Annotated in this window: 24 protein-coding genes; 20 read left to right on the top strand and 4 right to left on the bottom strand. The window is 49.3% G+C overall.

What is annotated here, in order from left to right; genetic code table 11:
• Positions 1–5 precede the first annotated feature (5 nt).
• The 4 genes from ODZ53_RS23840 (at position 6) to ODZ53_RS23825 (ending at position 3843) form a co-directional block, all read left to right on the top strand.
• Positions 6–332: an anti-sigma factor antagonist gene (locus ODZ53_RS23840; RefSeq protein WP_012684246.1), complete on the top strand. Its 327-nt coding sequence runs from the start codon at positions 6–8 to the stop codon at positions 330–332.
• Positions 332–826, top strand: a complete 495-nt coding sequence (gene rsbW, locus ODZ53_RS23835; RefSeq protein WP_372680544.1) for an anti-sigma B factor RsbW — start codon at positions 332–334, stop codon at positions 824–826. Before ODZ53_RS23840 ends, rsbW begins: the two co-directional genes overlap by 1 nt.
• Complete coding sequence (gene sigB / locus ODZ53_RS23830; RefSeq protein ID WP_012684248.1) at positions 795–1583, top strand: RNA polymerase sigma factor SigB; 789 nt, start codon at positions 795–797, stop codon at positions 1581–1583. Before rsbW ends, sigB begins: the two co-directional genes overlap by 32 nt.
• 97 nt (positions 1584–1680) lie before the next feature.
• On the top strand, positions 1681–3843 hold the full coding sequence (locus ODZ53_RS23825; protein ID WP_372680542.1) for a Tex family protein: 2163 nt from the start codon (positions 1681–1683) through the stop codon (positions 3841–3843).
• 25 nt (positions 3844–3868) lie between these two features.
• Here ODZ53_RS23825 and cmpA read toward each other — a convergent pair whose 3' ends face one another.
• Positions 3869–3991, bottom strand: a complete 123-nt coding sequence (gene cmpA, locus ODZ53_RS23820; protein ID WP_012684250.1) for a cortex morphogenetic protein CmpA — start codon at positions 3989–3991, stop codon at positions 3869–3871.
• Positions 3992–4067: 76 nt separating this feature from the next.
• Positions 4068–4406, bottom strand: a complete 339-nt coding sequence (locus ODZ53_RS23815) for a hypothetical protein (protein WP_012684251.1) — start codon at positions 4404–4406, stop codon at positions 4068–4070.
• 206 nt (positions 4407–4612) lie between these two features.
• On the opposite strand from ODZ53_RS23815, the gene ODZ53_RS23810 reads away from it, so the two are divergent.
• From ODZ53_RS23810 to ODZ53_RS23780, 7 genes are all read left to right on the top strand, one after another.
• Positions 4613–5074, top strand: a complete 462-nt coding sequence (locus ODZ53_RS23810; RefSeq protein WP_012684253.1) for a SprT family protein — start codon at positions 4613–4615, stop codon at positions 5072–5074.
• Positions 5075–5170: 96 nt separating this feature from the next.
• Positions 5171–6187 carry a thiamine-phosphate kinase gene (thiL, locus tag ODZ53_RS23805; protein WP_372680539.1) on the top strand — a complete coding sequence of 339 codons (1017 nt, stop codon included), beginning with the start codon at positions 5171–5173 and terminating at the stop codon, positions 6185–6187.
• A gap of 5 nt (positions 6188–6192) precedes the next feature.
• Positions 6193–6663, top strand: coding sequence for a tRNA (adenosine(37)-N6)-threonylcarbamoyltransferase complex ATPase subunit type 1 TsaE (gene tsaE / locus ODZ53_RS23800; protein WP_007721055.1), 471 nt, complete (start codon positions 6193–6195; stop codon positions 6661–6663).
• The gene (tsaB, locus tag ODZ53_RS23795; protein ID WP_372680537.1) at positions 6644–7366 is read left to right on the top strand and encodes a tRNA (adenosine(37)-N6)-threonylcarbamoyltransferase complex dimerization subunit type 1 TsaB; all 723 of its coding nucleotides are present in this window, start codon (positions 6644–6646) and stop codon (positions 7364–7366) included. Before tsaE ends, tsaB begins: the two co-directional genes overlap by 20 nt.
• 4 nt (positions 7367–7370) lie before the next feature.
• Positions 7371–7826: a ribosomal protein S18-alanine N-acetyltransferase gene (gene rimI / locus ODZ53_RS23790; RefSeq protein WP_012684257.1), complete on the top strand. Its 456-nt coding sequence runs from the start codon at positions 7371–7373 to the stop codon at positions 7824–7826.
• Positions 7826–8908: a tRNA (adenosine(37)-N6)-threonylcarbamoyltransferase complex transferase subunit TsaD gene (tsaD, locus tag ODZ53_RS23785; protein WP_372680535.1), complete on the top strand. Its 1083-nt coding sequence runs from the start codon at positions 7826–7828 to the stop codon at positions 8906–8908. The genes rimI and tsaD overlap by 1 nt, the downstream gene beginning before the upstream one ends.
• Before the next feature lie 304 nt (positions 8909–9212).
• Positions 9213–11450, top strand: coding sequence for a hypothetical protein (locus tag ODZ53_RS23780; protein ID WP_372680533.1), 2238 nt, complete (start codon positions 9213–9215; stop codon positions 11448–11450).
• A gap of 25 nt (positions 11451–11475) precedes the next feature.
• Here the strand turns inward: ODZ53_RS23780 and ODZ53_RS23775 are convergent, their stop codons facing one another.
• Positions 11476–13410 (bottom strand): ABC-F family ATP-binding cassette domain-containing protein, encoded by a 1935-nt coding sequence (locus ODZ53_RS23775; RefSeq protein WP_372680531.1) that lies wholly within the window; start codon positions 13408–13410, stop codon positions 11476–11478.
• Between the two features lie 107 nt (positions 13411–13517).
• Here ODZ53_RS23775 and ODZ53_RS23770 point away from each other — a divergent pair, with 107 nt between their 5' ends.
• The 6 genes from ODZ53_RS23770 to ODZ53_RS23745 all read left to right on the top strand — a co-directional run bounded on the left by ODZ53_RS23770 (position 13518) and on the right by ODZ53_RS23745 (position 17517).
• Positions 13518–14096 carry a 5-formyltetrahydrofolate cyclo-ligase gene (locus tag ODZ53_RS23770; protein ID WP_372680529.1) on the top strand — a complete coding sequence of 193 codons (579 nt, stop codon included), beginning with the start codon at positions 13518–13520 and terminating at the stop codon, positions 14094–14096.
• Between the two features lie 131 nt (positions 14097–14227).
• Entirely contained in the window at positions 14228–14743 is a 516-nt protein-coding gene (locus ODZ53_RS23765; protein WP_012684262.1) for a MogA/MoaB family molybdenum cofactor biosynthesis protein, read from the top strand.
• Positions 14737–15738 (top strand): molybdopterin-binding protein, encoded by a 1002-nt coding sequence (locus ODZ53_RS23760; RefSeq protein WP_372680527.1) that lies wholly within the window; start codon positions 14737–14739, stop codon positions 15736–15738. Before ODZ53_RS23765 ends, ODZ53_RS23760 begins: the two co-directional genes overlap by 7 nt.
• 61 nt (positions 15739–15799) lie before the next feature.
• On the top strand, positions 15800–16192 hold the full coding sequence (tatA, locus tag ODZ53_RS23755) for a twin-arginine translocase TatA/TatE family subunit (RefSeq protein ID WP_199928167.1): 393 nt from the start codon (positions 15800–15802) through the stop codon (positions 16190–16192).
• A 21-nt stretch (positions 16193–16213) separates the two neighbouring features.
• Complete coding sequence (gene tatC / locus ODZ53_RS23750; protein WP_087345491.1) at positions 16214–16990, top strand: twin-arginine translocase subunit TatC; 777 nt, start codon at positions 16214–16216, stop codon at positions 16988–16990.
• Between the two features lie 104 nt (positions 16991–17094).
• The gene (locus ODZ53_RS23745) at positions 17095–17517 is read left to right on the top strand and encodes a hypothetical protein (RefSeq protein WP_041749217.1); all 423 of its coding nucleotides are present in this window, start codon (positions 17095–17097) and stop codon (positions 17515–17517) included.
• Positions 17518–17584: 67 nt separating this feature from the next.
• Here ODZ53_RS23745 and ODZ53_RS23740 read toward each other — a convergent pair whose 3' ends face one another.
• Positions 17585–18904 carry a CAP-associated domain-containing protein gene (locus tag ODZ53_RS23740; protein WP_372680524.1) on the bottom strand — a complete coding sequence of 440 codons (1320 nt, stop codon included), beginning with the start codon at positions 18902–18904 and terminating at the stop codon, positions 17585–17587.
• A 265-nt stretch (positions 18905–19169) separates the two neighbouring features.
• Here ODZ53_RS23740 and groES point away from each other — a divergent pair, with 265 nt between their 5' ends.
• The 3 genes from groES (at position 19170) to ODZ53_RS23725 (ending at position 22127) form a co-directional block, all read left to right on the top strand.
• Positions 19170–19454 carry a co-chaperone GroES gene (gene groES, locus ODZ53_RS23735; RefSeq protein ID WP_012684268.1) on the top strand — a complete coding sequence of 95 codons (285 nt, stop codon included), beginning with the start codon at positions 19170–19172 and terminating at the stop codon, positions 19452–19454.
• 55 nt (positions 19455–19509) lie between these two features.
• Positions 19510–21141, top strand: a complete 1632-nt coding sequence (gene groL / locus ODZ53_RS23730) for a chaperonin GroEL (protein WP_017246591.1) — start codon at positions 19510–19512, stop codon at positions 21139–21141.
• Positions 21142–21344: 203 nt separating this feature from the next.
• On the top strand, positions 21345–22127 hold the full coding sequence (locus ODZ53_RS23725) for an HAD family hydrolase (protein ID WP_372680521.1): 783 nt from the start codon (positions 21345–21347) through the stop codon (positions 22125–22127).
• Positions 22128–22406 lie beyond the last annotated feature (279 nt).

Raw genomic sequence — 22406 nt, 5'->3', positions numbered from 1 at the left:
CGCAGATGGACCTGCTAATTCAGACAACGAGCCTTGAAACTGAGCACCGAGTGGTCCTTGGTGGAGATATTGATGCTTTTACAGCACCGAAAGTAAAGGAAACACTCATGTCACTCGTCACCAAACCGGACATCAATCACATTACGGTTGATTTGGAAGCAGTAGAATACATGGACAGTACCGGAATCGGAATTTTCATCGGGATTATGAAAGAGTGCTTCCAAAGAAATAGAACATTTGAGGTGCACAAAATGTCTCCGCGTGTGGAAAGGCTATTTCGCATCACTGGCTTATACGATCATATTGCCATCCGCAAAGGAGAGAGCGAGTAATGGGTCCAAATCGACCTCAGGCAGACGTGATTCAATTGGCTCTGCCAAGTAAGGCGGAGTATTTGGGAGTAGCACGTCTGACTGTATCCGGTATAGCCAACCGTATGGGCTTTTCTTATGAAGAGATTGAGGATATCAAGCTTGCCGTCGGAGAAGCATGCACGAATGTAGTAAGACATGCATACAAGGAAACAGAGAATCCTGGCTCCATTCATATCCAATGCCACGTTTATGGAGATCGGTTGATGATCGAGGTAAGCGATCAGGGCGTTGGATTTTCGAATGAGCTCATTGCTGAGCAACTGACGCCGATTTATGCAGGGAAAAGCCTTGAGGATTTGGATGAGGGTGGGCTCGGGCTCTATCTCATTCACACGCTTATGGATGAGGTGGAGACTCGCTCTGAATCAGGAGTAGTAGTCTCCATGACCAAGTATGTTCGGCAGGATGGGGTGGCTGGCAATGACTGGACAATCTCGGAAGCAGAAATATAGTCCAGAGGAGTTGAAGGAGCTCATCCACCTGTATGGTGAAACAAAAGATCCTACGATACAGGAACAACTGGTGAGGGCCTATACTCCTCTTGTGGAATCGTTAGCGAAGAAGTTTGTTCGCGGACAAGTCATGTATGAAGACCTCGTGCAAGTCGGATTAATCGGCCTGCTTGCTTCCTTTCGTCGGTTCGACCCTAGCTTTGAACGGACATTTGAGAGCTTTGCGATTCCGACTATCGTGGGGGAGATTAAGCGCTATATTCGGGACAAGACATGGAGTGTCTATGTTCCGCGCAGGGTAAAGGAACTGAGTCCCAAGATCAAACGAGTGGTCGATGAGCTCACGATCAAGCTACAGCGTTCTCCCCAAATTGCGGACATTGCCAACAGCCTCGGTGTTTCAGAGGAAGCGATTCTAGAGACATTGGAGATGGGGCGCAGCTATCATTCTCTCTCTATGGACAGTGAGCTGGAAGCGGATCTGGACGGCAACACCATTTCTTTACTCGACCTAGTAGGGACGATGGAAGAAGGGTACGGAGCAGTCGAGCAGAATCTGATGCTGGAGCGGGCCCTGCAAATTTTGGATCACCGTGAAAAAGAAATCATTCAATTAACTTTTTATCAAAATTTGAGTCAGAAGCAAGCGGGGGACATCATGGGGATGTCGCAGATGCATATATCCCGCCTTCAGCGCAGGGCGTTGGGCAAGCTGAGAGAAGCATTGAGAGTGGAACAGCTGGAAACCGCGACGTAGAGGGGCCAAGTGGCTCCTCTTTTTTCTTTCCTTTTTCCAGTCCTTGTTAGCAAATGTGGTACAATAAACGACGAAGAATGAGCGCAGGAGGACAGGTATGGAGCTTACGTTGATGATCCAGACAATCGCCCAAGATACGGGTGTCAAACCTCACCAGGTGGAGCGCACGGTTGCCCTCCTGGATGAAGGAAACACGGTTCCTTTTATTGCCCGCTACCGTAAAGAAATGACGGGGCAGCTAGATGAAACACAAATTCGAGCGATTGAGGAACGCGTTCGCTATTTACGCAACCTGTCAGTGCGGAAGGAAGAAGTCGTTCGACTCATCGATGAGCAAGGCAAGCTGACGGACGAGCTGCGCGCAGCTATTGAGCGTGCGACAAAGCTGCAAGAGGTAGAGGACTTGTACCGCCCTTACCGCCAAAAACGCCGCACGCGTGCAACCATGGCTAAGGAGAAGGGACTAGAGCCACTTGCCAACTACCTCATGAGCTTACCGAAAACCGGGAATCCGGAAGAAGAAGCAAAACCATATATCAACCCGGAAAAAGGCGTCGAGACAACTGAGCAAGCTCTGCAAGGAGCAATGGACATCGTGGCGGAAATTCTGTCTGATGACCCGGAAATTCGCCAGTGGGTTCGTCAACGCTCCGTGCAAAAAGGATTGCTTCTGACGGAGCAAAAAGCCGAAGAAGCAGACGAGAAAAATGTATACCAAATGTATTACGCATATAGTGAGCCTCTGAAAAAGGTCGTTCCCCATCGGGTACTGGCTATTAATCGGGGAGAAAACGAAGGCATTTTGAAGGTTTCCATTGAAGCGCCTGTCGCAGAGATTTTGGCTTGGATGCAAAAACGCACCATTCCGCGTGATACAGTTGCCCGCGATTTGCTGACAGTGACAGTCGAGGACGCGTATAAGCGTCTGATCGCCCCTTCTATTGAACGAGAGGTGCGCGCCGAGCTGACAGAGGCAGCTGAGGAACGTGCAATTCACATCTTTGCAGAAAACCTGCGCAATTTACTGCTTCAACCACCTGTAAAAGGGAAAGTCGTCCTTGGGGTAGATCCGGCGTTTCGGACAGGCTGTAAGCTCGCTGTTGTAGACGAAACCGGGAAACTGCTCGAGGTTGCCGTCGTTTATCCGACCCCTCCGGCCAATAAAGTGGCAGAAGCCACAGTGAAAGTGAAGCAGATGATCGAAACCTATGGGGTTACGGTTGTCGCGATTGGGAACGGTACTGCTTCGCGCGAGACAGAACAGTTCATTGCCACGCTTCTGAAAGAGCTGAAGCGAGAGGTAATGTATATCATCGTGAACGAGGCAGGAGCATCCGTGTATTCTGCATCGGCCTTGGCCAAGGAAGAATTCCCGGACCTGGATGTAGCAGAGCGAAGTGCGGCATCGATCGCGCGACGTTTGCAAGACCCGCTCGCTGAGTTGGTCAAAATCGATCCAAAGTCCGTCGGCGTTGGTCAGTACCAGCACGATGTTTCCCAATCGAGGCTGGCAGACAGTCTGCAGTTTGTGGTTGAGTCTGCCGTAAACCATGTCGGGGTAGATGTGAATACGGCTTCTCCTTCTCTCTTGCAGTATGTATCAGGGATCAGCCGTCAAGTGGCGGGAAATATCGTGAAAAAACGGGAAGAGATCGGGATGTTCACGGAGCGATCTCAGCTTAAGGCGGTTACTCGCTTGGGCGCCAAAACGTACGAGCAGTGTATCGGATTTCTGCGCGTGATGGATGGAGCGAATCCACTGGATAAAACACCGATTCACCCGGAATCGTACGAGGCGACTCACCAGCTACTGTCGATGTTGGGCATTAGCGCTCAGGAGATCGGCAGTGAGAACTGCAAGGAACGCGTGCAGTCTTTGGATGTAAAAGAGACTGCTGCGAAGCTCGGGATTGGCGAGCCTACGCTGCAAGACATTGTAGACAGTCTCTTGCGTCCTGGTCGCGATCCACGAGACGAGCTGCCAAAACCACTCTTGCGAAGTGATGTCCTCCAGCTGTCTGATCTAAGTGTGGGCATGAAGCTGCAAGGTACTGTGCGCAACGTGGTCGACTTCGGAGCGTTTGTGGATATCGGTCTGAAAAATGACGGACTCGTGCACATTTCCCGTTTGAAGAAGGGCTTTGTGAAGCATCCGCTTGAAGTGGTGACTGTTGGCGATATCGTAGATGTATGGGTAGTAGAAATTGACGAAAAACGTCAGCGTGTAGGGATGACCATGATCGCTCCAACAGAAGGATAAGAAAGAACTAAAAGGCGGCCTCCTGTCAGTCAGGGCGGCCGCCATTTTTTTCTAAATATAAAAACCAGCAACTGTTGAGCACACGGATTTGGCGAACGTCCTTCCCATTAAAGGCACGTTGCAACTGCCTGCGCATCCATTGTGGCATGAAAGTACCTCCTGGAGAGATTCGTCTATAGGCAATGTATGCGCCAAGACGAGCAGGAGGTGCCTAGAATTTTCATTTACTCTTCTTCTTCATGTAAATACTCCAATTGGGCTTGCAAGGCACGAATCTCTGTTAATAAAGAGATGAGCGGATACTCGGTTTCTTGTAAGGCAGCGAAACGGCGCTCCAGACCACTGACGTACTCCAAACCATCCACGATTGAAAGCTCGTTTCCTAACCGCTCCACATCTGCACAGTCTGCCAGAACCGTAGGTAATTCTGGACGCTCTGTGATCGTCAATTTGTCAATTTCCTTGTAAAGTCGTTTCAATAGAGCGATTAATTGGTACATATGCGTTTCGGGCAACGAGACAAACTGTAGTCCGTCACTGGACTGCAACAACAAATAGCGCATAAGCTCCTCCACCATTCTGTCTACCGTTTAGATATGACCGTTTATTTGTGAAAAACGTCTAGACGTTTTTCATTAAACAGGATATAACCGCATGCGGTCAGCAAATAAACGGTCACAACCGTTTATTTGCACTCAGTGTAGCCTATCTGTCTGGAACTTTTCAACTGGAACTGCTATGGTGAAAAGAAGGAAGCGGAGGAGATGAGATGACCGATACGGAACTGCAAATGCTGGTAGAGCAAATATCCAGCGAATTTTTTGCCAAGCCCTTTCGCCATCAGGCCCGCTTTAACAGCAGATTGCGCACGACTGGCGGAAGGTACTTGCTACGCTCGCATGACATTGAATTGAACCCGAAGCATTTGCAGGAGCATGGGGTAGAGGAATTGATTGCGATCATTAAGCATGAGCTTTGCCATTATCATTTGCACATAGAAAAGAGAGGGTATCGTCACGCTGATCGGGATTTTCAACTGCTTCTGCGTCACGTGGGGGGAAGCCGATACTGTCAACAGGTAGGAAGTGGCCGGACGACCCTGCCTTATCGCTACGAGTTGGTTTGCAAGGAATGTGGCATGAGCTACAAACGCAAACGAAAGATGAATCCGAGCCGCTATCGTTGCGGGCGTTGCAAAGGAAAGCTGCTGTTGCGTGAGCTAACGATGTGAATAGCCAGAGGCGTTGGCTTTCTTGCGCGTCTTTTGACAGCAGGGGTATAATGAACAGACGAAAAATGTTTTCCGCGAAGAAAAGGAGCGTTTGAAGTGGCACACGACGAATTTTCCCTGATCCGGCAATGGACGAGTCGTTCTGCGGGGCAGGAAGGGAACGGTTTGACCGTCGGGATAGGGGATGATGCCGCTGTCTTCTCCCCAGCGCCAGAAATGGAAGTCGTGGCCTGCTGCGATGCGATGGTGGAGACGGTTCATTTTTTGAAGAAAACGATGAATCCTCGTGATATCGGATATAAGGCTGTTATCAGCAATGTGAGCGATGTAGCAGCGATGGGCGGGGTTGCCCGGTATGCGCTTGTCAGTATCGCGGTAAGTCCGCAATGGACGCCTGACGAATGCCAGCAAATCTATGAAGGTATTTACGAGGCTTGTCAGGCATATGGAGTTCGTGTCATTGGTGGCGATACCGTTTCTGCGCCTGATGCCCTACACCTGAGTGTTACCGTACTGGGTGAGGTAGAAAAAGGGCGCGCCATTCGCCGCTCACAAGCAAAGCCTGGACAGCTTGTTTTTGTTACAGGGCATGTCGGAACTTCCGCAGCAGGACTACATCTTCTCCTGCAAGGCGAGACTGCTGAAAGAGGCGTCTCTGTACCTTGGGAGACATTGATGGATGCCCATCAGCGTCCCGTTGCCCAAATAAAGGCGGGCAGACTGCTACTGGAATCAGGGGCATGCAGTGCGCTGAATGATGTAAGTGATGGACTTGCCTCAGAGCTGTGGGAGATTGCTGAGGCCAGTAGCGTATCGATTTTGGTCGATGCTGCAACGGTACCGATCCATGACGAAGTTCGGGAGTATGCACGGCACGTAGAGAAAGATCCGCTGGAATGGGCTTTTTATGGTGGTGAAGATTATCAATTGGTCGGAACGCTTGCGAAAAGTCACTACGAAGCCGTAAGCAAGCAATTTGCCGCTAGTGGTGTACCGTTTACTGTCATCGGTGAGGTGGTAGAAAAAAGGCATGAACCAGAATTGATGCTTCAGCGCGATGATCAACAGCTCCCGTTGCCCAAAGCGGGATTCAACCATTTTAGGAGTGGATGAAAGAGATGAGCTATACATGGAGGCTCACGGGAGCGCAGGAGACGCAGCGCTTTGCCGAGCAACTGGCAAGTCTGCTTGAACCAGGCGACTTCCTCGCGATGGAGGGAGATCTGGGAGCGGGCAAGACGACTTTTACCCAGGGGTTGGCCAAAGGACTAGGAGTCCGACAAGTAGTGAACAGTCCGACCTTTACTATCATAAAAGAATATCAGGGGCGCTTGCCGCTTTATCATATGGATGTCTACCGGGTAGGCGATGATCCAGACTCTCTTGGTCTGGACGATTACTTTTTTGGCGAAGGTGTTTGTGTCGTAGAGTGGGCCTCTTTGATCGAGGATGTCCTGCCGACAGATCGGATGACCGTCTTCCTGCGTAGAGAAGGGGAGGAACAGCGTATGATTGAGCTGGTTCCTCAAGGGAATCGTTATGTGAAATTGTGTGAGGAGTTTGATTTTGATGCGCGTACTGGCGATTGATACATCGAATCTGGTGCTAAGTGTAGCTGTGGTAGAGGAAGAGCGAGTCTTGGCTGAAATGACGACAAACCAGCAAAAAAACCATTCCGTGCGTCTGATGGATTGCGTCAGTGAACTGCTCGATGCAACAGGAACAGCGCCAGAGGATCTCAGTGGTTTCGGGGTGGCAAACGGACCGGGCTCCTACACGGGCGTGAGAATCGGCGTAGCCTCAGCGAAAAGCATGGCTTGGTCACTGAATGTGCCAGTCATCGGTGTATCCAGTCTGGAGGTAATCGCCATGAATGCCACAGGCTTCTCTGGATTGATTGTCCCGCTGTTCGATGCGCGCAGAGGTCAAGTGTATACTGGCTGTTACCGTTCCCGTGGCATGGAGGCAGTGCAAGCGCAGTCCACAGAACAAATCATCCTGCTGCGAGAATGGCTGCAACTGTTGCGAGACCTGGCGCAAGGAGAGCCGATCTTGTTCTTGGGTGAAGATGTAAGGCTGCATCGGGAGACAATTGTGCAAGAGCTCGGGGATCAGGCGCAATTTGCTTCTCCAGCGTTCAATCACCCGCGTGCTGCCCATATCGGCTATGTGGCACTACGCAAGCTTCAAGAAGGCGGAAATGCGCATGAACTAGTTCCAGAGTATTTGCAACTGGCAGAAGCAGAAGCGAAGTGGCTTGCCCAAAAGCAGGCGGGGGCCGTAAAGGAGTAAAAGCATGAGTCAACCAATCGATTTGGAATATCGTTATATGACGATGCAGGACGTTGGGGCTGTGGCAGAGCTGGAACGCTTGGCTTTTACAACTCCATGGCCGCATGATGCATTTGTCAACGAGCTGACGAGAAATCCAAATGCACGCTATGTAGTCGTCGCTCACCAAAATAGAATTATCGCTTACTGCGGCATGTGGATCGTGATCGATGAGGCACATATTACAAATATCGCCGTCCATCCACTCTATCGTGGAAAAAAGGTTGGATTGGCGCTGATGATCAAAATGATGGGTGTTGCCAAGCTGCAGGGTGCCCATAGCATGACGCTGGAAGTGCGACCTTCGAACACAGTCGCGCGGAACATGTATATCAAGCTCGGCTTTAAAGAGCATGGGCGACGCAAGAGATATTATTCGGATAACAATGAGGACGCAATCATTATGTGGGTGACATTGTAATGAACAAGACGTATACGTCGCGCTACGAGAAGCGCATACAGCAAAAATACGAAGCACATATGGAATCAGGTGCTCCTACTTATATTTTAGGAATTGAAACAAGCTGCGACGAGACATCTGCTGCTGTCATTCTTGATGGCCGAGAGGTTCTGTCGAACGTCATCGCTTCCCAAGCCGATATCCATAAAAGGTTTGGCGGAGTCGTGCCCGAGGTGGCTTCTCGCAGACATGTAGAGAATATTACGCTTACCATCGAAGAGGCTCTGACCGAGGCTGGGAAAACGTTGGATGACATCCAGGCAATTGCGGTGACGTACGGGCCTGGGCTTGTCGGAGCCCTGTTAGTTGGCGTGGCAGCAGCAAAAGCCATTTCCATGGCTAGAGGCATCCCGCTAATTGGAGTCCATCATATCGCGGGTCATATTTACGCGAATCGTCTGGTGCAAGAAATGGAGTTTCCGCTGATCGCACTCGTCGTATCGGGCGGGCATACGGAGCTTGTCTGGATGAAGGAGCATGGTCAGTTCGAGATTTTGGGGGAAACGCGCGACGACGCTGCAGGGGAAGCCTACGACAAAGTAGCACGAGCGCTGAATATGCCATATCCAGGTGGACCTCATATTGATCGCCTCGCGCATGAAGGGGAGGCAAATGTACCACTCCCTCGTTCATGGCTTGCGCCAGATTCCTACGATTTCAGCTTCAGTGGCTTGAAATCAGCTGTGCTCAATACCTTGCACAATGCAGCACAGCGAGGAGAGACGATCGAACCGGCGAATCTGGCGGCGAGCTTCCAAGATTCTGTAACAGAAGTGCTCGTAGAAAAGACGATTCGGGCAGCCCGTTCGCATGGAGCGAAGCAGGTTTTACTGGCTGGGGGCGTTGCGGCGAATCGCGGATTGCGTGAGCGGTTGCAGGCAAGGTGCGAGGCAGAAGGAATACCGTTGGTGATCCCACCGTTCTCGCTATGCACAGACAACGCTGCGATGATTGCGGCAGCAGGCTTTATCAAGTATGAAAAAGGACAGTTTGAGGGGCTTGATTTGAACGGGGTCCCAAGCTTGTCGCTTTCTGAGCAATAGAGTGAATGGATGAAAAGCATCTCTGAGGTTGAGTCGGAGATGCTTTTTTTATTTGTTTAAACGAGCGGCTGTAGGTGGGGGGAAGAAGCGCATTTCCAGTCTACGCTTCGGCCTACGCCCACAAGAGTTTAGACTGTCCGCCGATTTATCCACATCATAGGATAACTTTCTGGATTGTTCACATGTACTCCTGTGAATACTGGTGATAACACGAGAAAATGACCGGGAAAACCGCATATACTCTGTGGATTGTTCTGTGGAAAATGTGGATAAAAAAGTCGAGTTATCAACAGGAGGGAGTCTCGTGAGAAAGAAACTCGCGCTGATTTGCTTGTCATTCCTGATATTGTTTCTAGCTACAAATATAGGAAAACCGTTGGTAGCAAAGGAAAAACAGCAGGTCATCATGCTGTTTGTGGAGGGGCTGTCGTTTCATGATCTGGAGCAGCTCAAAAAGTTATCTACTGTGGATAAATGGTTGGATGGTGCAGGAGCTGGGGCTCTGTCCATACGAACACCCGGATCGCGCACGGCCGCAAACGGCTACCTGCTCATGGGGAGCGGCGGTCAAGCGCTTTACTCTGAAAGGAGCGGGACAGGCTATCATCCGTTTGAGGCGCTCTCGTCCAGGGAAACAGCCGGTGAAAGGGCGCAAGAGCTAGGCGGTGATGAAGCGCAGGAGGTGGCGCGCTCCTCGATCATTTTTCCGGGTATTTTCCGGCTCTTGGCAGATAATCGGGAGAAACCATATTCTGCGCAAATCGGGCTTCTTGGGACCGTGCTTGCTGCAAACAACATTCAGGTCGCTTTATACGGAAACGGTGACTATGAGGATATCCGACTAAGACATGCCGTTCTGTTTGCGATGGATCAGCAAGGAAGGGTTCCGACAGGGGACATTTCGGCAAAAAGCATGCAGCTCCTTCGTGGCTATCCGTACGGGATCAAGACAAACTACACGTACCTGCTTGAGAAAATCCACAGCGAACATCAAGCGGGCTTGATTATTGCTCAGCTCTCAGATTTAAACCGGTTATACCAGTTGAGTGCGGATATGGACCAAGGCCAGTTTACCCAGCAGTATCAGCGCGCTTTACGTGACTTGTCCTTTTTCCTTGACCAACTCCTTGAGAAACGTAAACCACATCAACACATTGTATTGGCATCACCAGCTGTTAATCATGTGGCGACAAAAGAAAAGACTCTCTTAACTCCCGTGTTCATTTGGGGAGAGAAAGCGAATGGAGTTTTGACCTCCGCTACCACGAGGCAGTCGGGATTAGTCAGTGGACTCGATATGGTGCCAACTATACTGTCTTGGCTGGACGTACCCGTACCAAAAGGGTTGGCTGGTCATGTCATACGTATCGAAAAAGGGAATGGTCTCACTGCCCTTCAGAATCAGGTAGGCAAGATTCATCATACATATGCAACAAGGCCAGCAGTGCTCTATACCTACGTCATGCTGCAGATTGTCATTGTAGGGTGTGCGGTTGTCCTTTGGTGGTTTGGGCGGAAGAGAGAAGGGTCAGGACTTTTGCGGCTTCGTAGAGGAATACGACTTGCGCTGCTGGCTTTATTATGGTTTCCCGCATTGCTTTTGGCGGAGAGCCTGCTCGACTGGCAGGTTTCCGGCGCGGTTGTCTTGGGAGGGCTCATCATGACTGCCTTGATCGCGGCTTTTTGGCAGGAAACCCACGCTCTCCCGCGAATCGTGATGACAGTTAGCGGAGTGACGACAGCCATTCTGCTGGTGGACGGATGGACGGGTGCTCATTTGATGCGGCAATCGTATCTCGGGTATGATCCGGTAATCGGAGCGAGGTTTTACGGGCTAGGAAATGAATACGAAGGGGTCCTGATCGGCAGCACAATCATGCTTGTGGCTTCGCTATACGAGAGAATGACCGGAGGACAAAAGGAGCTACGTCGGGAACAGAAATGGTTGCCTGCTGTCTCCGCAGCCATATACAGTGTCGTGCTTTATTACATGGTGGCACCGAGCCTGGGAACGGACGCAGGCGGTTTTCTTGCGGGGCTGATCGGATTTACCGTGGCATTGTCACGGCTTGAGGGCTGGCGAATTGGCAAAAAAGGCCTCCTGCTGTTTGCAGGCGGCCTGGTTATGGGTGTATGCGGTTTGATGGCGATCAGTCTCATGTCAGATCAACCCTTGACTCATGTCGGACGTCTTTCCGAGCAGATTGTACATGGGGAATGGGCCGAGGTAGGGCAGATGATTGAACGAAAACTGGCGATGAATCTCCGCTTGATTCGCGTTTCCATTTGGAGCAAAGCATTTGTCGTCTCACTGATTGCACTAGGCGTTCTCACCTTGAAAAACGACCGCTTTTTGCACCATCTGGCGAAGGACACGCCATACTTGGTTAAAGGCTTTGCTGGTGTCATTGTGGGTGCACTGGCTGGGCTGTTTCTCAATGACTCAGGCATCGTCACAGCAGCTACCTGCATTACCTTTCTGGTGGTTCCTGCTCTCTATGCCGCCTTGGAGGAGCCTGCACAAGAGCGCTGTTCTACGTGAAGACGGGACTACTCTGAAGACGGGACTACTCTTCTGATAGCGCGCTCCACTCGTCATACAACTGCTCCAATTCTTGTTTGGCAGCATGAATTTGATCGTTGCGTTCTTTTGCCTGTACATGATCACTATAAATTTCCGGGAGACAAAGCTCTTCTTCCCATTTGACAATGTCAGCCTCTCGTTTTTGAATCGTGACCTCAATCTCTTCCAATCGGCGCTGACGTTGACGCTCGCGACGTTTTGCTTCCTTATCCAGCTCATAAGAGGATTTCTCAGGCTGTGCCGTTGCGGTACCGCCTTGTTTTTTTGCGGGCAACGCTGCTTGTTCGGCTGCGAGCTCTTCCAGCTCCTGCTTTTTCTCCACGAAGTAATCGTAGTTACCCAAATAGCTGGTCACGCCATCACCTGTCAGCTCTAGGACGCGGGTGGCAATCTTGTTTAAGAAGTAACGGTCATGGGAGACGAACAGGATCGTACCCGGATAATCGTAGAGGGCATTCTCGAGCACTTCCTTGCTGAAAATATCCAAGTGGTTCGTCGGCTCGTCGAAGATCAGGAAGTTTGCTTGCTTCAGCATGAGCTTTGCCAGAGAGACGCGTGCACGCTCTCCACCAGACAGGTCGCTGATCTTCTTTTGTACATCATCACCGCTAAATAAAAAGTTGCCGAGCAGGGTGCGGACTTCCTTTTCCAACATATTCGGATATTCATCCCAAATTTCGCCGAGCACTGTATTCCGTTCGTTCAGGTTACGATGCTCCTGGTCGTAGTACCCGATCGTTACATTGCTCCCGAAATGAATATCGCCGCGCAGCTTAGGCAACTGTTCCACGATCGTTTTTAACAGTGTCGATTTCCCGATACCATTGGGACCGACCAAGGCCACACGCTCTTCGCGCTCGATTTCAAACGTAAGACCCTGAGAAAGGACAGCATCCGGGTAACCAATCGCGACGTTGTTTGCTTTCATCACAATAGTACCGCTCATTTTCGCTACATCAAAAGAGAAGTGGACGGATTTGTTGTTCATGATTGGCTTGTCCAATCGGTCTAGCTTTTCCAATGTCTTCCGTCGGCTTTGTGCTCGTTTGGTCGTCGTAGCTCGAGCAATGTTTCGCGCGATGAAATCCTCCAGCTTGGCGATCTCTTCCTGCTGCTTTTCGAATCGCTTCAAATCCTGTTCGAGACGAGCCGCCTTTTCATCGAGGAAGCGGCTGTAGTTACCGACATAGCGAGTAGCGCGTGTCCGTTCGATTTCATAGACAACGGTCACGAGCTTGTCCAAAAAGTAACGGTCATGGGAAACTACGAGAATGGCGCCCTGATAGTTTTGCAAATACGTCTCTAGCCAAGTCAGTGTCTCGATGTCCAGGTAGTTCGTCGGCTCATCGAGCAGAAGAATAGTCGGAGATTGGAGCAGCAGCTTGGCGAGTGCCAGACGTGTCTTTTGTCCACCGCTCAATGTGCGGATTGGCGTCGTGTAATCGAAGTCCGCAAAGCGCAGACCGTGCAAAACCCCGCGAATCGCGCCTTCGTAGCTGTATCCGCCTTTTTCCTTAAAGGCCTCCGAGCGGAGGGAGTAATTTTCCAACAGTTGCTGGTAACGCTTCTCATCAGCGAGAATAGCGGGATCGCCCATTTTGGCTTCGAGCTCACGAAGCTCCAGCTCTTCCTTTTGTAGATGGGAAAAAACACTCAACAACTCATCCCAAATCGATCGTTCCGATTCAAGGCCGCTGTTTTGTGCCAAATACCCGAGTGTAACATCCTTTGGAATGCGGATAATTCCTTTGTCGTAGCTTAGCTCGCCGGCGAGGATCTTCATTAGAGTCGATTTGCCTGCACCGTTTACGCCAACCAGACCAACCCTTTCCCCGGTTTGAATTTGCAGGGAGATGTCTTGTAGAATGGTTTCGATACCATATGTTTTTTCTATATGTTCAGCTTGTAGCAAAATCATCGGATTCACCTCTTTATATACTAATGCCAGTGTAGCCTAGAGAGAGCGCATGGGACAAGCCTCGTGGGAATGTCCCATGCACGATACGAAAGAGGGTAGAGGTTGTCATGGACCAAAAAACGAATAAAAAACAGCTGCGAAGCCATATTTTGGAGAGGCGCAAGTCCATGTCAGTAAAGGAACGGGAGCAGCTTTCCAGAGAGGTATGCGAGCATTTGCTGTCTCATGAAAGGCTGACTGATGCCAAAGCAATCATGGCTTTCCATCCTTTTGGCGATGAGCTGGATATTCTGCCCTTTCTACATGAGGCAAAAAAGCGAGGCCAAGACATATGGCTGCCGCTCACAAACGTTGCCGAGAGACGTCTCATTCCCTATCGGTATACAGGAACGGACATGCTAAAGCAGGGAGTCTACGGGATTTGGGAGCCAGATCCTGCCCTGGCAGAGGAAGCGGACGTATCACACCTGGATGCGATCATTGTTCCCGGCGTTGCTTTTGACAGCAAGGGGGGACGTATGGGATATGGTGGTGGTTATTATGATCGCTTTCTGGCAACGCTGAAAAAGCTCCCGTTCTTGGTTGGAGTCGGCTTCTCTATTCAGGTTGTGGAGCATGTACCCTTAGAGACTCATGATGTTTTGCTAGATGCAGTTGTCACCGAAAAAGGTCTTCTGCATTTTTGAATGTTTTGTGTCAGTAGCTTTTACATGCCTTCTTCTGTTGCGAATGGTGCTATCCGCCAAGGAAAAACGACGAGACGTTTTTTACAGAAAAGTGTACAATACTATCGAATGAGAAACCGGAGGAATGTATCGTGAGCAAATGGAAGGTAGGCGTTATTTCTGCAAGTGATTCGATTGCCAGAGGAGATCGTGTGGACGATCGTATGCCAATCGTTCGTCATCTGACAAGGGAATGGCTTCAAGTAGATGTCGCTGTATACCGTGCCGTTAGTGATGATATGGAAGATTTGCAAGAACATATGATTGAGCTCGTAGACCGCGAAAAATGCGATCTGTTGATTGTTACTGGGGGAACGGGACTTAGCCCGCGTGACGTTACGCCAGAAGTGACAGCGTGGGTCATTGACAGACCAGTCCCCGGCTTGGCTGAAGAAATGCGCCGTGCTGGTTTGAAGCAATCCCGCCGGGCGATGCTGACCCGTGCAGTTGCGGGAACGAGGGGGAATTCGTTGATTATCAACCTCCCTGGCAATCCGAAAGGCGTAGAAATCTGTTTTAATGCGATTGGCGATATGCTGTCCGACGCTTTGCACATTTTGCAAGGCACGGGAGAAGCAAACGAAGATTGGGGAGGATTGCATTGGTAGAAAAACCTCAAATGCGGGAAGTGCCAGTGCGTGAAGCGATCGGCATGATGCTTCCTCACGATATGACGCAAATTTTGCCTGGAGAATTCAAAGGACGCTTGTTCAAAAAAGGACATGTTGTCACCGAGGCGGATATTGAGCCACTGTTGTCCATTGGCAAAGAGCATATTTACGTGCTGGAGATGCCAGAAGGCTACATCCATGAGGAAGAAGCGGGCATTCGTATCGCGAAGGCTGTTTCCGGACCTGGCTTGACCTTGACGCCTCCTTATGAGGGCAAAGTATCGATGAAGGCCTCAAGAACAGGTTTAGCCAAAATCAACGAGGAAGCTGTCCATGCGTTGAACCAGCTCGAAGGAATTGCGTTCTCCACGATTTATGGAGATCAGGTCGTGCATCCGGGGCATACATTGGCGGCTACGAGAATCATCCCGTTAATTATGGAAGAGTCTCGAATCATCGAGCTGGAGCAACTGGCCAAACAGTTTGACGAACCGATTGTACAAGTAAAAACGTTTCAGGATAAAAGAGTGGGACTTGTTACGACAGGGGGAGAAATTTTCTCTGGCAGGATCGCAGACAAGTTCGGTCCTGTGATTCGAAACAAGGTGGAAGCTCTTGGTTCTACTGTCGTAGACCAGCGTTTTGCGCCAGATGACAAGGAAGCGATCGAACAGCAGATTCAATCGTTCCTTGATGAAGGGGTCGATCTGATCCTGGTCACGGGGGGCATGTCTGTCGATCCAGATGACCGAACGCCTGGAGCGATTGCAGGAGTAGGAGCAGAAGTAGTGCGCTACGGTACGCCGATGCTGCCGGGCTCCATGCTGATGGTTGCTTATAAAGGCGAAGTACCGATTCTCGGATTGCCGGGAGCGGTCATGCATGAAACGTTTACTTCCTTTGATGTATTTTTGCCTCGCATTTTAGCTGGGGAGCGAATTGTAGCTTCTGATATGACAAGACTCGGATATGGTGGTTTACGAAAGTGCTAGCTGGTTAGACTGGCAAATAACGAAAAGCAAACGACTTCACAAGAAAAAGGAGTGAACACGTATGAGCTCAATCGGGATTCCTGGATTAATCTTAATTTTAGTTTTAGCCTTGGTGCTTTTTGGTCCGAAAAAGCTTCCAGAATTGGGGCGTGCGGTAGGTCATACTTTGAAAGAATTCAAAAATGCTACCCGTAGTCTGACGAGCGACGATGAAGACGACGATGAGGAGAAAAAGCGCAAGGAGCTAGCTTCCAAAGAAGTGTCTCTTGCCAAAACAACGCCGGTTGTCGCTGACAAGGAAGCAGCGGAGCGGGAGAGAATTGAACGCGAAGTTCGTGAAAAAATGGAACGCGAGGTTCGTGAAAAAATAGAACGTGAACGCTTGGAAAAAGAAATCCGCGAAAAGCTGGAGCAAGAGCGCCTGCAATTGGAAAAAGAGCAGAAGAACGCGTAACAGGTAAGGTTGGTGGTTACCATGAAGGATCAGGAAATGACATTGGTAGAACACCTGACGGAACTTCGCAAGCGCATCATATGGGTGCTGGCCGTGTTTATTGTCGCATTGATCGTCGGTTTTTTCCTCGCCGGTCCACTTGTGGATTATTTAAAGCAAGAACCGATTGCGGATGGCGTGCCCATTGTCTCGTTGCATCCGTCAGACGCACTTCGTGTTTACATGCAGGTTGCCTTCCTAGTGGGTGCTGTCATCACACTGCCTGTAGCACTTTATCACGTTTGGCGTTTTGTTTCGCCAGGGCTGGAAGAACAGGAAAAGCGCGGGACACTTTACTTTATCCCGGCGGCTTGTTTTTTGTTTATCATTGGTGTCTTGTTTGGCTACTACGTCGTTTTTCCGATGGTCATGCAGTTTATGACCGGTATTACAGCATCGATGGGCGCAGACCCGAACTACGGAATCGCGCAATACTTTGGCTTCATGTTTAATATGGTCATTCCGTTCGGGATACTGTTCCAGCTGCCGATTATCGTTATGTTCCTGACGAGACTGCGAATCCTCAATCCAATGAGGCTGGCAAAGGCACGACGCTACGCTTACTTTGCATTGGCTGTCGTCGGGATTACCTTGACGCCTCCAGAGATTGTTAGTGATATTCTCGTGACCATCCCTTTGCTGCTTTTGTACGAGCTGAGCATTTGGCTATCCCGGATTGTTTATCGCAAGCAATTAAAAGAACAAGAAGCGTGGGAACAAGAATACGGCGGTTTGGAAACAAACGAACCTGTTCAATAACGAGCATGAGAAAAGTCTTCTGTCCTGAGTGGCAGAGGGCTTTTTTGGTATTCTGGCAGAAATCGGGAAATACTACGGACGTTATGATCCGGGAGGTGCTGAATATGTGGCGGCTAATCGTATGTTTGGCGTTGCTTTTTTCTGGGAGTACTGCAAATGCCGCTGGGCTGGGGGAGCCTATTGAACTCTTTGATACGGACAAGCAGCGCGTTGTGGCTAGCTTTGAAAATACAACTGGATTTCAGGAGGAAGCCAAGCAAATTTTGCAAAGTGTGAGCGGGAGGGTCTTGGAGTTTAATCCATCCTTGGATTCCGCCATGATCGTAAAAATTCCACTAGTCCCTCCAAAGCCGATAAAGCTAAAATCCGCTAATCTCGATGCGATGATTGCAGAGATGTTTGTCATCATGCCCAAAAAAGGGGAGCGTCGTCCGTGGCTGATTCTGCATACGAAGGAATATGAAACGGTCGTTGTGGAGTTTATCGAAAAGGTTGACGACTTGAGGAAACAGGTGAAATTGCCGTAAAGTGGCACTTGCTTTTGCAAGAACAAGCCCGGTCGTCCATAAAAAGCGACGAGACCGGGCTTTTCGATTATTTATTGGGAGTGAGGAAGGTTTGGGTGAAGTAGTCTGTATATACGCCCACTCCTAATTGGGTGAAGCCTTTTTCGAGTACGTTTTTGCGATGGCCTGGACTGTTCATCCAGCCCTCATGGACTTCGATGGCATCCGTATAGCCTGCTGCAATATTCTCTCCGGCCATGCTATAAGCGAGAGAGGCACTTTTCATGCGGTCAAATGGATTACTCCCAGTCGTCGCAGAGATGTGATCGAAGAAATTGTTACTCTCCATGTCCATGCTGTGTTTGCGTGCCACATCGGCAGCCTTTTCATTCCATTGAAGGGGCGGAAGCTTGTATCGGTAGCGGGAGACATTGACCAGATCGAGGATTTGGCGCTCAGATGCAGCATTGACCTTTTCTCGTTCGCCAACTCGAAGCGGTGGGGGATCAAAATTGGGTGCTTGACCTTGATAGGTCCACTTCGTTTCGTAAAAACTGCCGCGCAACAGCATTTGCGTATCCATCATACGTACAGCAGTGACCTTGTTGCCATTCTGCTTGTCCAAGTAATAAATGTAGGGGGTGCCATCTTTCATGACGAGAGGGCGTTGCTGCTTTTGATTGGTTATTTGGAGTTGTGCCCCTTGAAAAGAGAAAGAAACGATGTTTTGTACAGCCAATTGACGCTCAAGTGATTGCTGGCTGGTGCCGACTCCGATGTTTCCGAGCTTTGCTGTAGGAGCGAGCGAGTACACATCGACGACTTTGTCATTTGCGATGCCGACTTGAATGTATCGGGCAGGCTCGTGATTGTACACCCACCATTGATAGCCGAGACTGCTTGGCTCTTTACGGGCAGGCTCACCTAACCGTTTGTGTACTTCCTCAGAAGACATGCCGAGAGCGATGTCAAAAATCGTGTTAGGCTTCTCCTCTCGAACGGGTGCTGCAGGTGGTTTGACGGTTGCGGGCTTTTGGGGAAGCGTCAGAGAGGCAGGGACTGCATCGGGTGTATTCTGTTTTTCAGGCTGTCCAACGGAGAATACGGGAGGTTGACCGACCCAAGCGCTTTGGGAAGCTTCATCCCACCCGATAGGCTTATTCAAGTGGCGACTGATCATGGACAGAGGTACATATAGTGTTCCTTCGTATTCGAGGGAAGCTGGTATTTCCTTGCCTTCCTCCATGTAGTACCCGGGCTTTTCGCTTGCGACGATTTCTCGGCCATCCCAATAGATAGAGGCTGGGTTAAGATTGACCCGTATAAAGGAAGTAGTATCCGAAGTGAAGAGACGGCTGATTCCGAAGACTCCCAGGGCAATTAAGCCAATCCAGAGCCATTTGTGCATGGAACAATTCCCTCCTTGGTGAGCTTGCCTGATTCTATGTTTCATTTATATGAGCGTGTCCGAATACTAGAACCTTCTTGCTAGAGAATACAATTTAATAGGAGGAAGAGTAGTCAAGCAGTTGCAAATGGAAAAAAGTGAGGGAAACTACTTGCAAAGTACATAGTGATTCATTATTATAGGAATTGGGTGTTAGCACTCATAACAGTCGAGTGCTAACAACAGAAATATTGTTTACCTACATTTTTTGAGGAGGGTGTTTTTAGTGCTTAAGCCATTGGGTGACCGTGTGGTAATCGAAGCTATCTCCAAAGACGAAACGACTGCAAGCGGTATCGTTTTGCCTGATTCTGCAAAGGAAAAACCGCAAGAAGGCCGCGTAATCGCAGTAGGTTCTGGCCGTGTTGCTGACAACGGTGAGCGCATCGCTTTGGAAGTAAAAGAAGGCGATAAAGTAATCTTCTCCAAATACGCTGGTACTGAAGTAAAGGTAGACAACAACGAATACCTCGTGCTGCGCGAATCCGATATCCTCGCGATCATCGGTTAAGGCTCTTGACATAGGAAGTCGAACGAATAAACACATAACAGGAGGTTGAGTTTAGATGGCTAAACAAGTCAAATTCTCTGAAGACGCTCGCCGCTCCATGCTGCGCGGTGTTGAAACTTTGGCAAATGCGGTTAAAGTAACCCTCGGTCCAAAAGGCCGTAATGTGGTTCTTGAGAAAAAATTCGGTTCTCCATTGATCACCAACGACGGAGTAACCATCGCGAAAGAAATCGAGCTGGAAGACGCTTACGAAAACATGGGTGCGCAACTGGTTAAAGAAGTTGCTACCAAAACCAACGATATCGCTGGTGACGGTACAACAACTGCAACTGTACTTGCTGCAGCTATGATCCGTGAAGGTCTGAAAAACGTAACTGCCGGCGCTAACCCAATGGTTATCCGTCGCGGTATGGAAAAAGCAGTTCGTGCAGCTGTAGAAGAAATCAAATCCATCGCGAAGCCGGTTGAGAACAAATCCTCTATCGCGCAAGTAGCTGCTATTTCCGCTGACGATCCAGAAGTAGGTAACCTGATCGCTGAAGCAATGGAAAAAGTGGGCAAAGATGGCGTAATCACTGTTGAAGAATCCAAAGGATTCGTAACAGAGCTGGAAGTAGTAGAAGGTATGCAATTTGACCGTGGCTACGCTTCCCCTTACATGATCACTGACACTGACAAGATGGAAGCGGTTCTGAACAACCCTTACATCCTGATCACTGACAAAAAAATCTCCAACATCCAGGAAGTTCTGCCTGTACTCGAGCAAGTTGTACAAAGCGGCAAACCACTCCTGATCATCGCTGAAGATGTTGAAGGCGAAGCGCTCGCTACTCTCGTAGTGAACAAACTGCGTGGTACCTTCACAGCTGTAGCGGTTAAAGCTCCTGGCTTCGGCGACCGCCGCAAAGCTATGCTGCAAGACATCGCTGCTCTGACTGGCGGCGAAGTAATCACAGAAGAGCTGGGTCTGGACCTGAAATCCACTAAGCTGGAGCAACTGGGCCGCGCTGGCAAAATCGTGGTTACAAAAGAAAACACAACTGTTGTTGAAGGTGCTGGCGACAAAGCTTCCATCGAGGGCCGCGTAACCCAAATCCGTCAACAAATCGAAGATACTACTTCCGATTTCGATCGTGAAAAACTGCAAGAGCGTCTGGCTAAATTGGCTGGCGGTGTAGCAGTAATCAAAGTCGGTGCAGCTACTGAAACCGAACTGAAAGAGAAAAAACTCCGCATCGAGGACGCTCTGAACTCTACTCGCGCAGCAGTAGAAGAAGGTATCGTACCTGGTGGTGGTACTACTTTGATCAACGCAATCAAAGCGGTTGAAGCGATCAATGTAGGTGGCGAAGAGGCTGTAGGTGTACAAATCGTACTCCGTTCCCTGGAAGAGCCAGTTCGTCAAATCGCTGCGAACGCAGGACTCGAAGGTTCTGTAATCGTAGAGCGTCTGAAAAAAGAAGCAGTGGGCATCGGCTTCAACGCTGCAACTGAAGAGTATGTAAACATGCTCGAGGCTGGTATCGTTGACGCAGCGAAAGTTACTCGCTCCGCTCTGTCCAACGCTGCATCTGTAGCGGCTATGTTCCTGACTACAGAAGCAGTAATTGCTGACAAACCAGAAGAAAACAAAGCTCCTATGGGCATGCCAGATATGGGTGGCATGGGCGGTATGGGCATGATGTAAGAAAGCGGCTCGCCGTTTTCTTCAAAGAGAGGCAGACAAATCGTCTGTCTCTTTTTATTTACCTGCTGATCTTTTGAAAGAGCAAAAATTTAGCACCATTCCGTTAGGCGCGCTTACACTATTTGGGGAGTGCGACACGGAGTGTTTGACTATTTCAATGCTTCCAAGCAATTTATCGGAGGACTGACGTCGGGGGTGATAAAATGAGTAAGCGCTGGATTAGCTTTGATCTGGATGGAACCTTGATGCAAAACCCGTTTGGAGCGTGGGTATTTCCAGAGATAGCGCGTGTGATCACTGGTCAATTGGGGAGAGAGCATGACATTGTTTCTGAAATGGTAGCCGAGCATGAGCAGCGTATGTCCCAAAAACGCTATGTAGAAGCGTATGATTGGGATGATATCCTCGCTAGTAGATGCGATGCATGGAGTATAGAAAAAATGCTTGATATTGAATCGCTGGTTCGGAAATACTCTGTAATGCCCAAGGTTAAGTTGCTCGAGGATGGAATACTCCAGATGCTCGAGGAGATAAAGAAGCGGGGCTTTTCTTTAGCGGTGGTCACTAATGGTTTTTACAAGTTTCAGGCACCAGTAATGGAAGCATTAGGCTTGCTGGAATACTTTGATGAGATCATTACGCCAGAACGAGCTGGTACAGGCAAACCTGATCCAGCTATTTTGCAAAAACTGCAGGGAGAAGTAATTGCTCATGTAGGAGATCGTTTGGATCATGACGTTCAACTTGCTAACCGCAGTCATGTAACCTCTATTTTAATTGAGCGAAATTTGCCAGAGGAATTGCTGAAGCTCCAACCGCAGATGCGTGTAAATGATCACGGAATGCCCTTGTTTTGCTTGGAGAAGTGGAGGAGGGAGTGCAAGAACCCATTATTATTAGAGCTTCCGGAGCTTTTCATGCCGCGAATTGTTATTCATTCTATGGGAGAATTGCTTTCTGCTCTGGATGAACAGGGGATGGGATAAAATTCTAGGTAATAATGCTTGCGTTTTTTCTTACGGCTTGGTATGATAACTCTTGTCGCTTTTGAAGGGAATTTTAGAGAGAATGAAAAAAACTTCGAACTTCTAAAAATAACCCTTGATTTTCAAAAGAAGATCTGATATAGTTTAAAAGGTCGGCGCCACAAGCGTTAACGACGAAAGAAAAGAACGATATGCTCTTTGAAAACTGAACAGCGAAAGCGTTAATGAGTCTATCATTAAAAGATTTGCTAGCTTTGAACCAGTAACAAACTTTATTGG

Source organism: Brevibacillus sp. BD137 (assembly GCF_041644655.1).
In the GTDB taxonomy this organism is placed as follows: Bacteria; Bacillota; Bacilli; order Brevibacillales; family Brevibacillaceae; genus Brevibacillus; species Brevibacillus brevis_D.
This window is presented reverse-complemented; position numbering and strand designations above follow the sequence as displayed.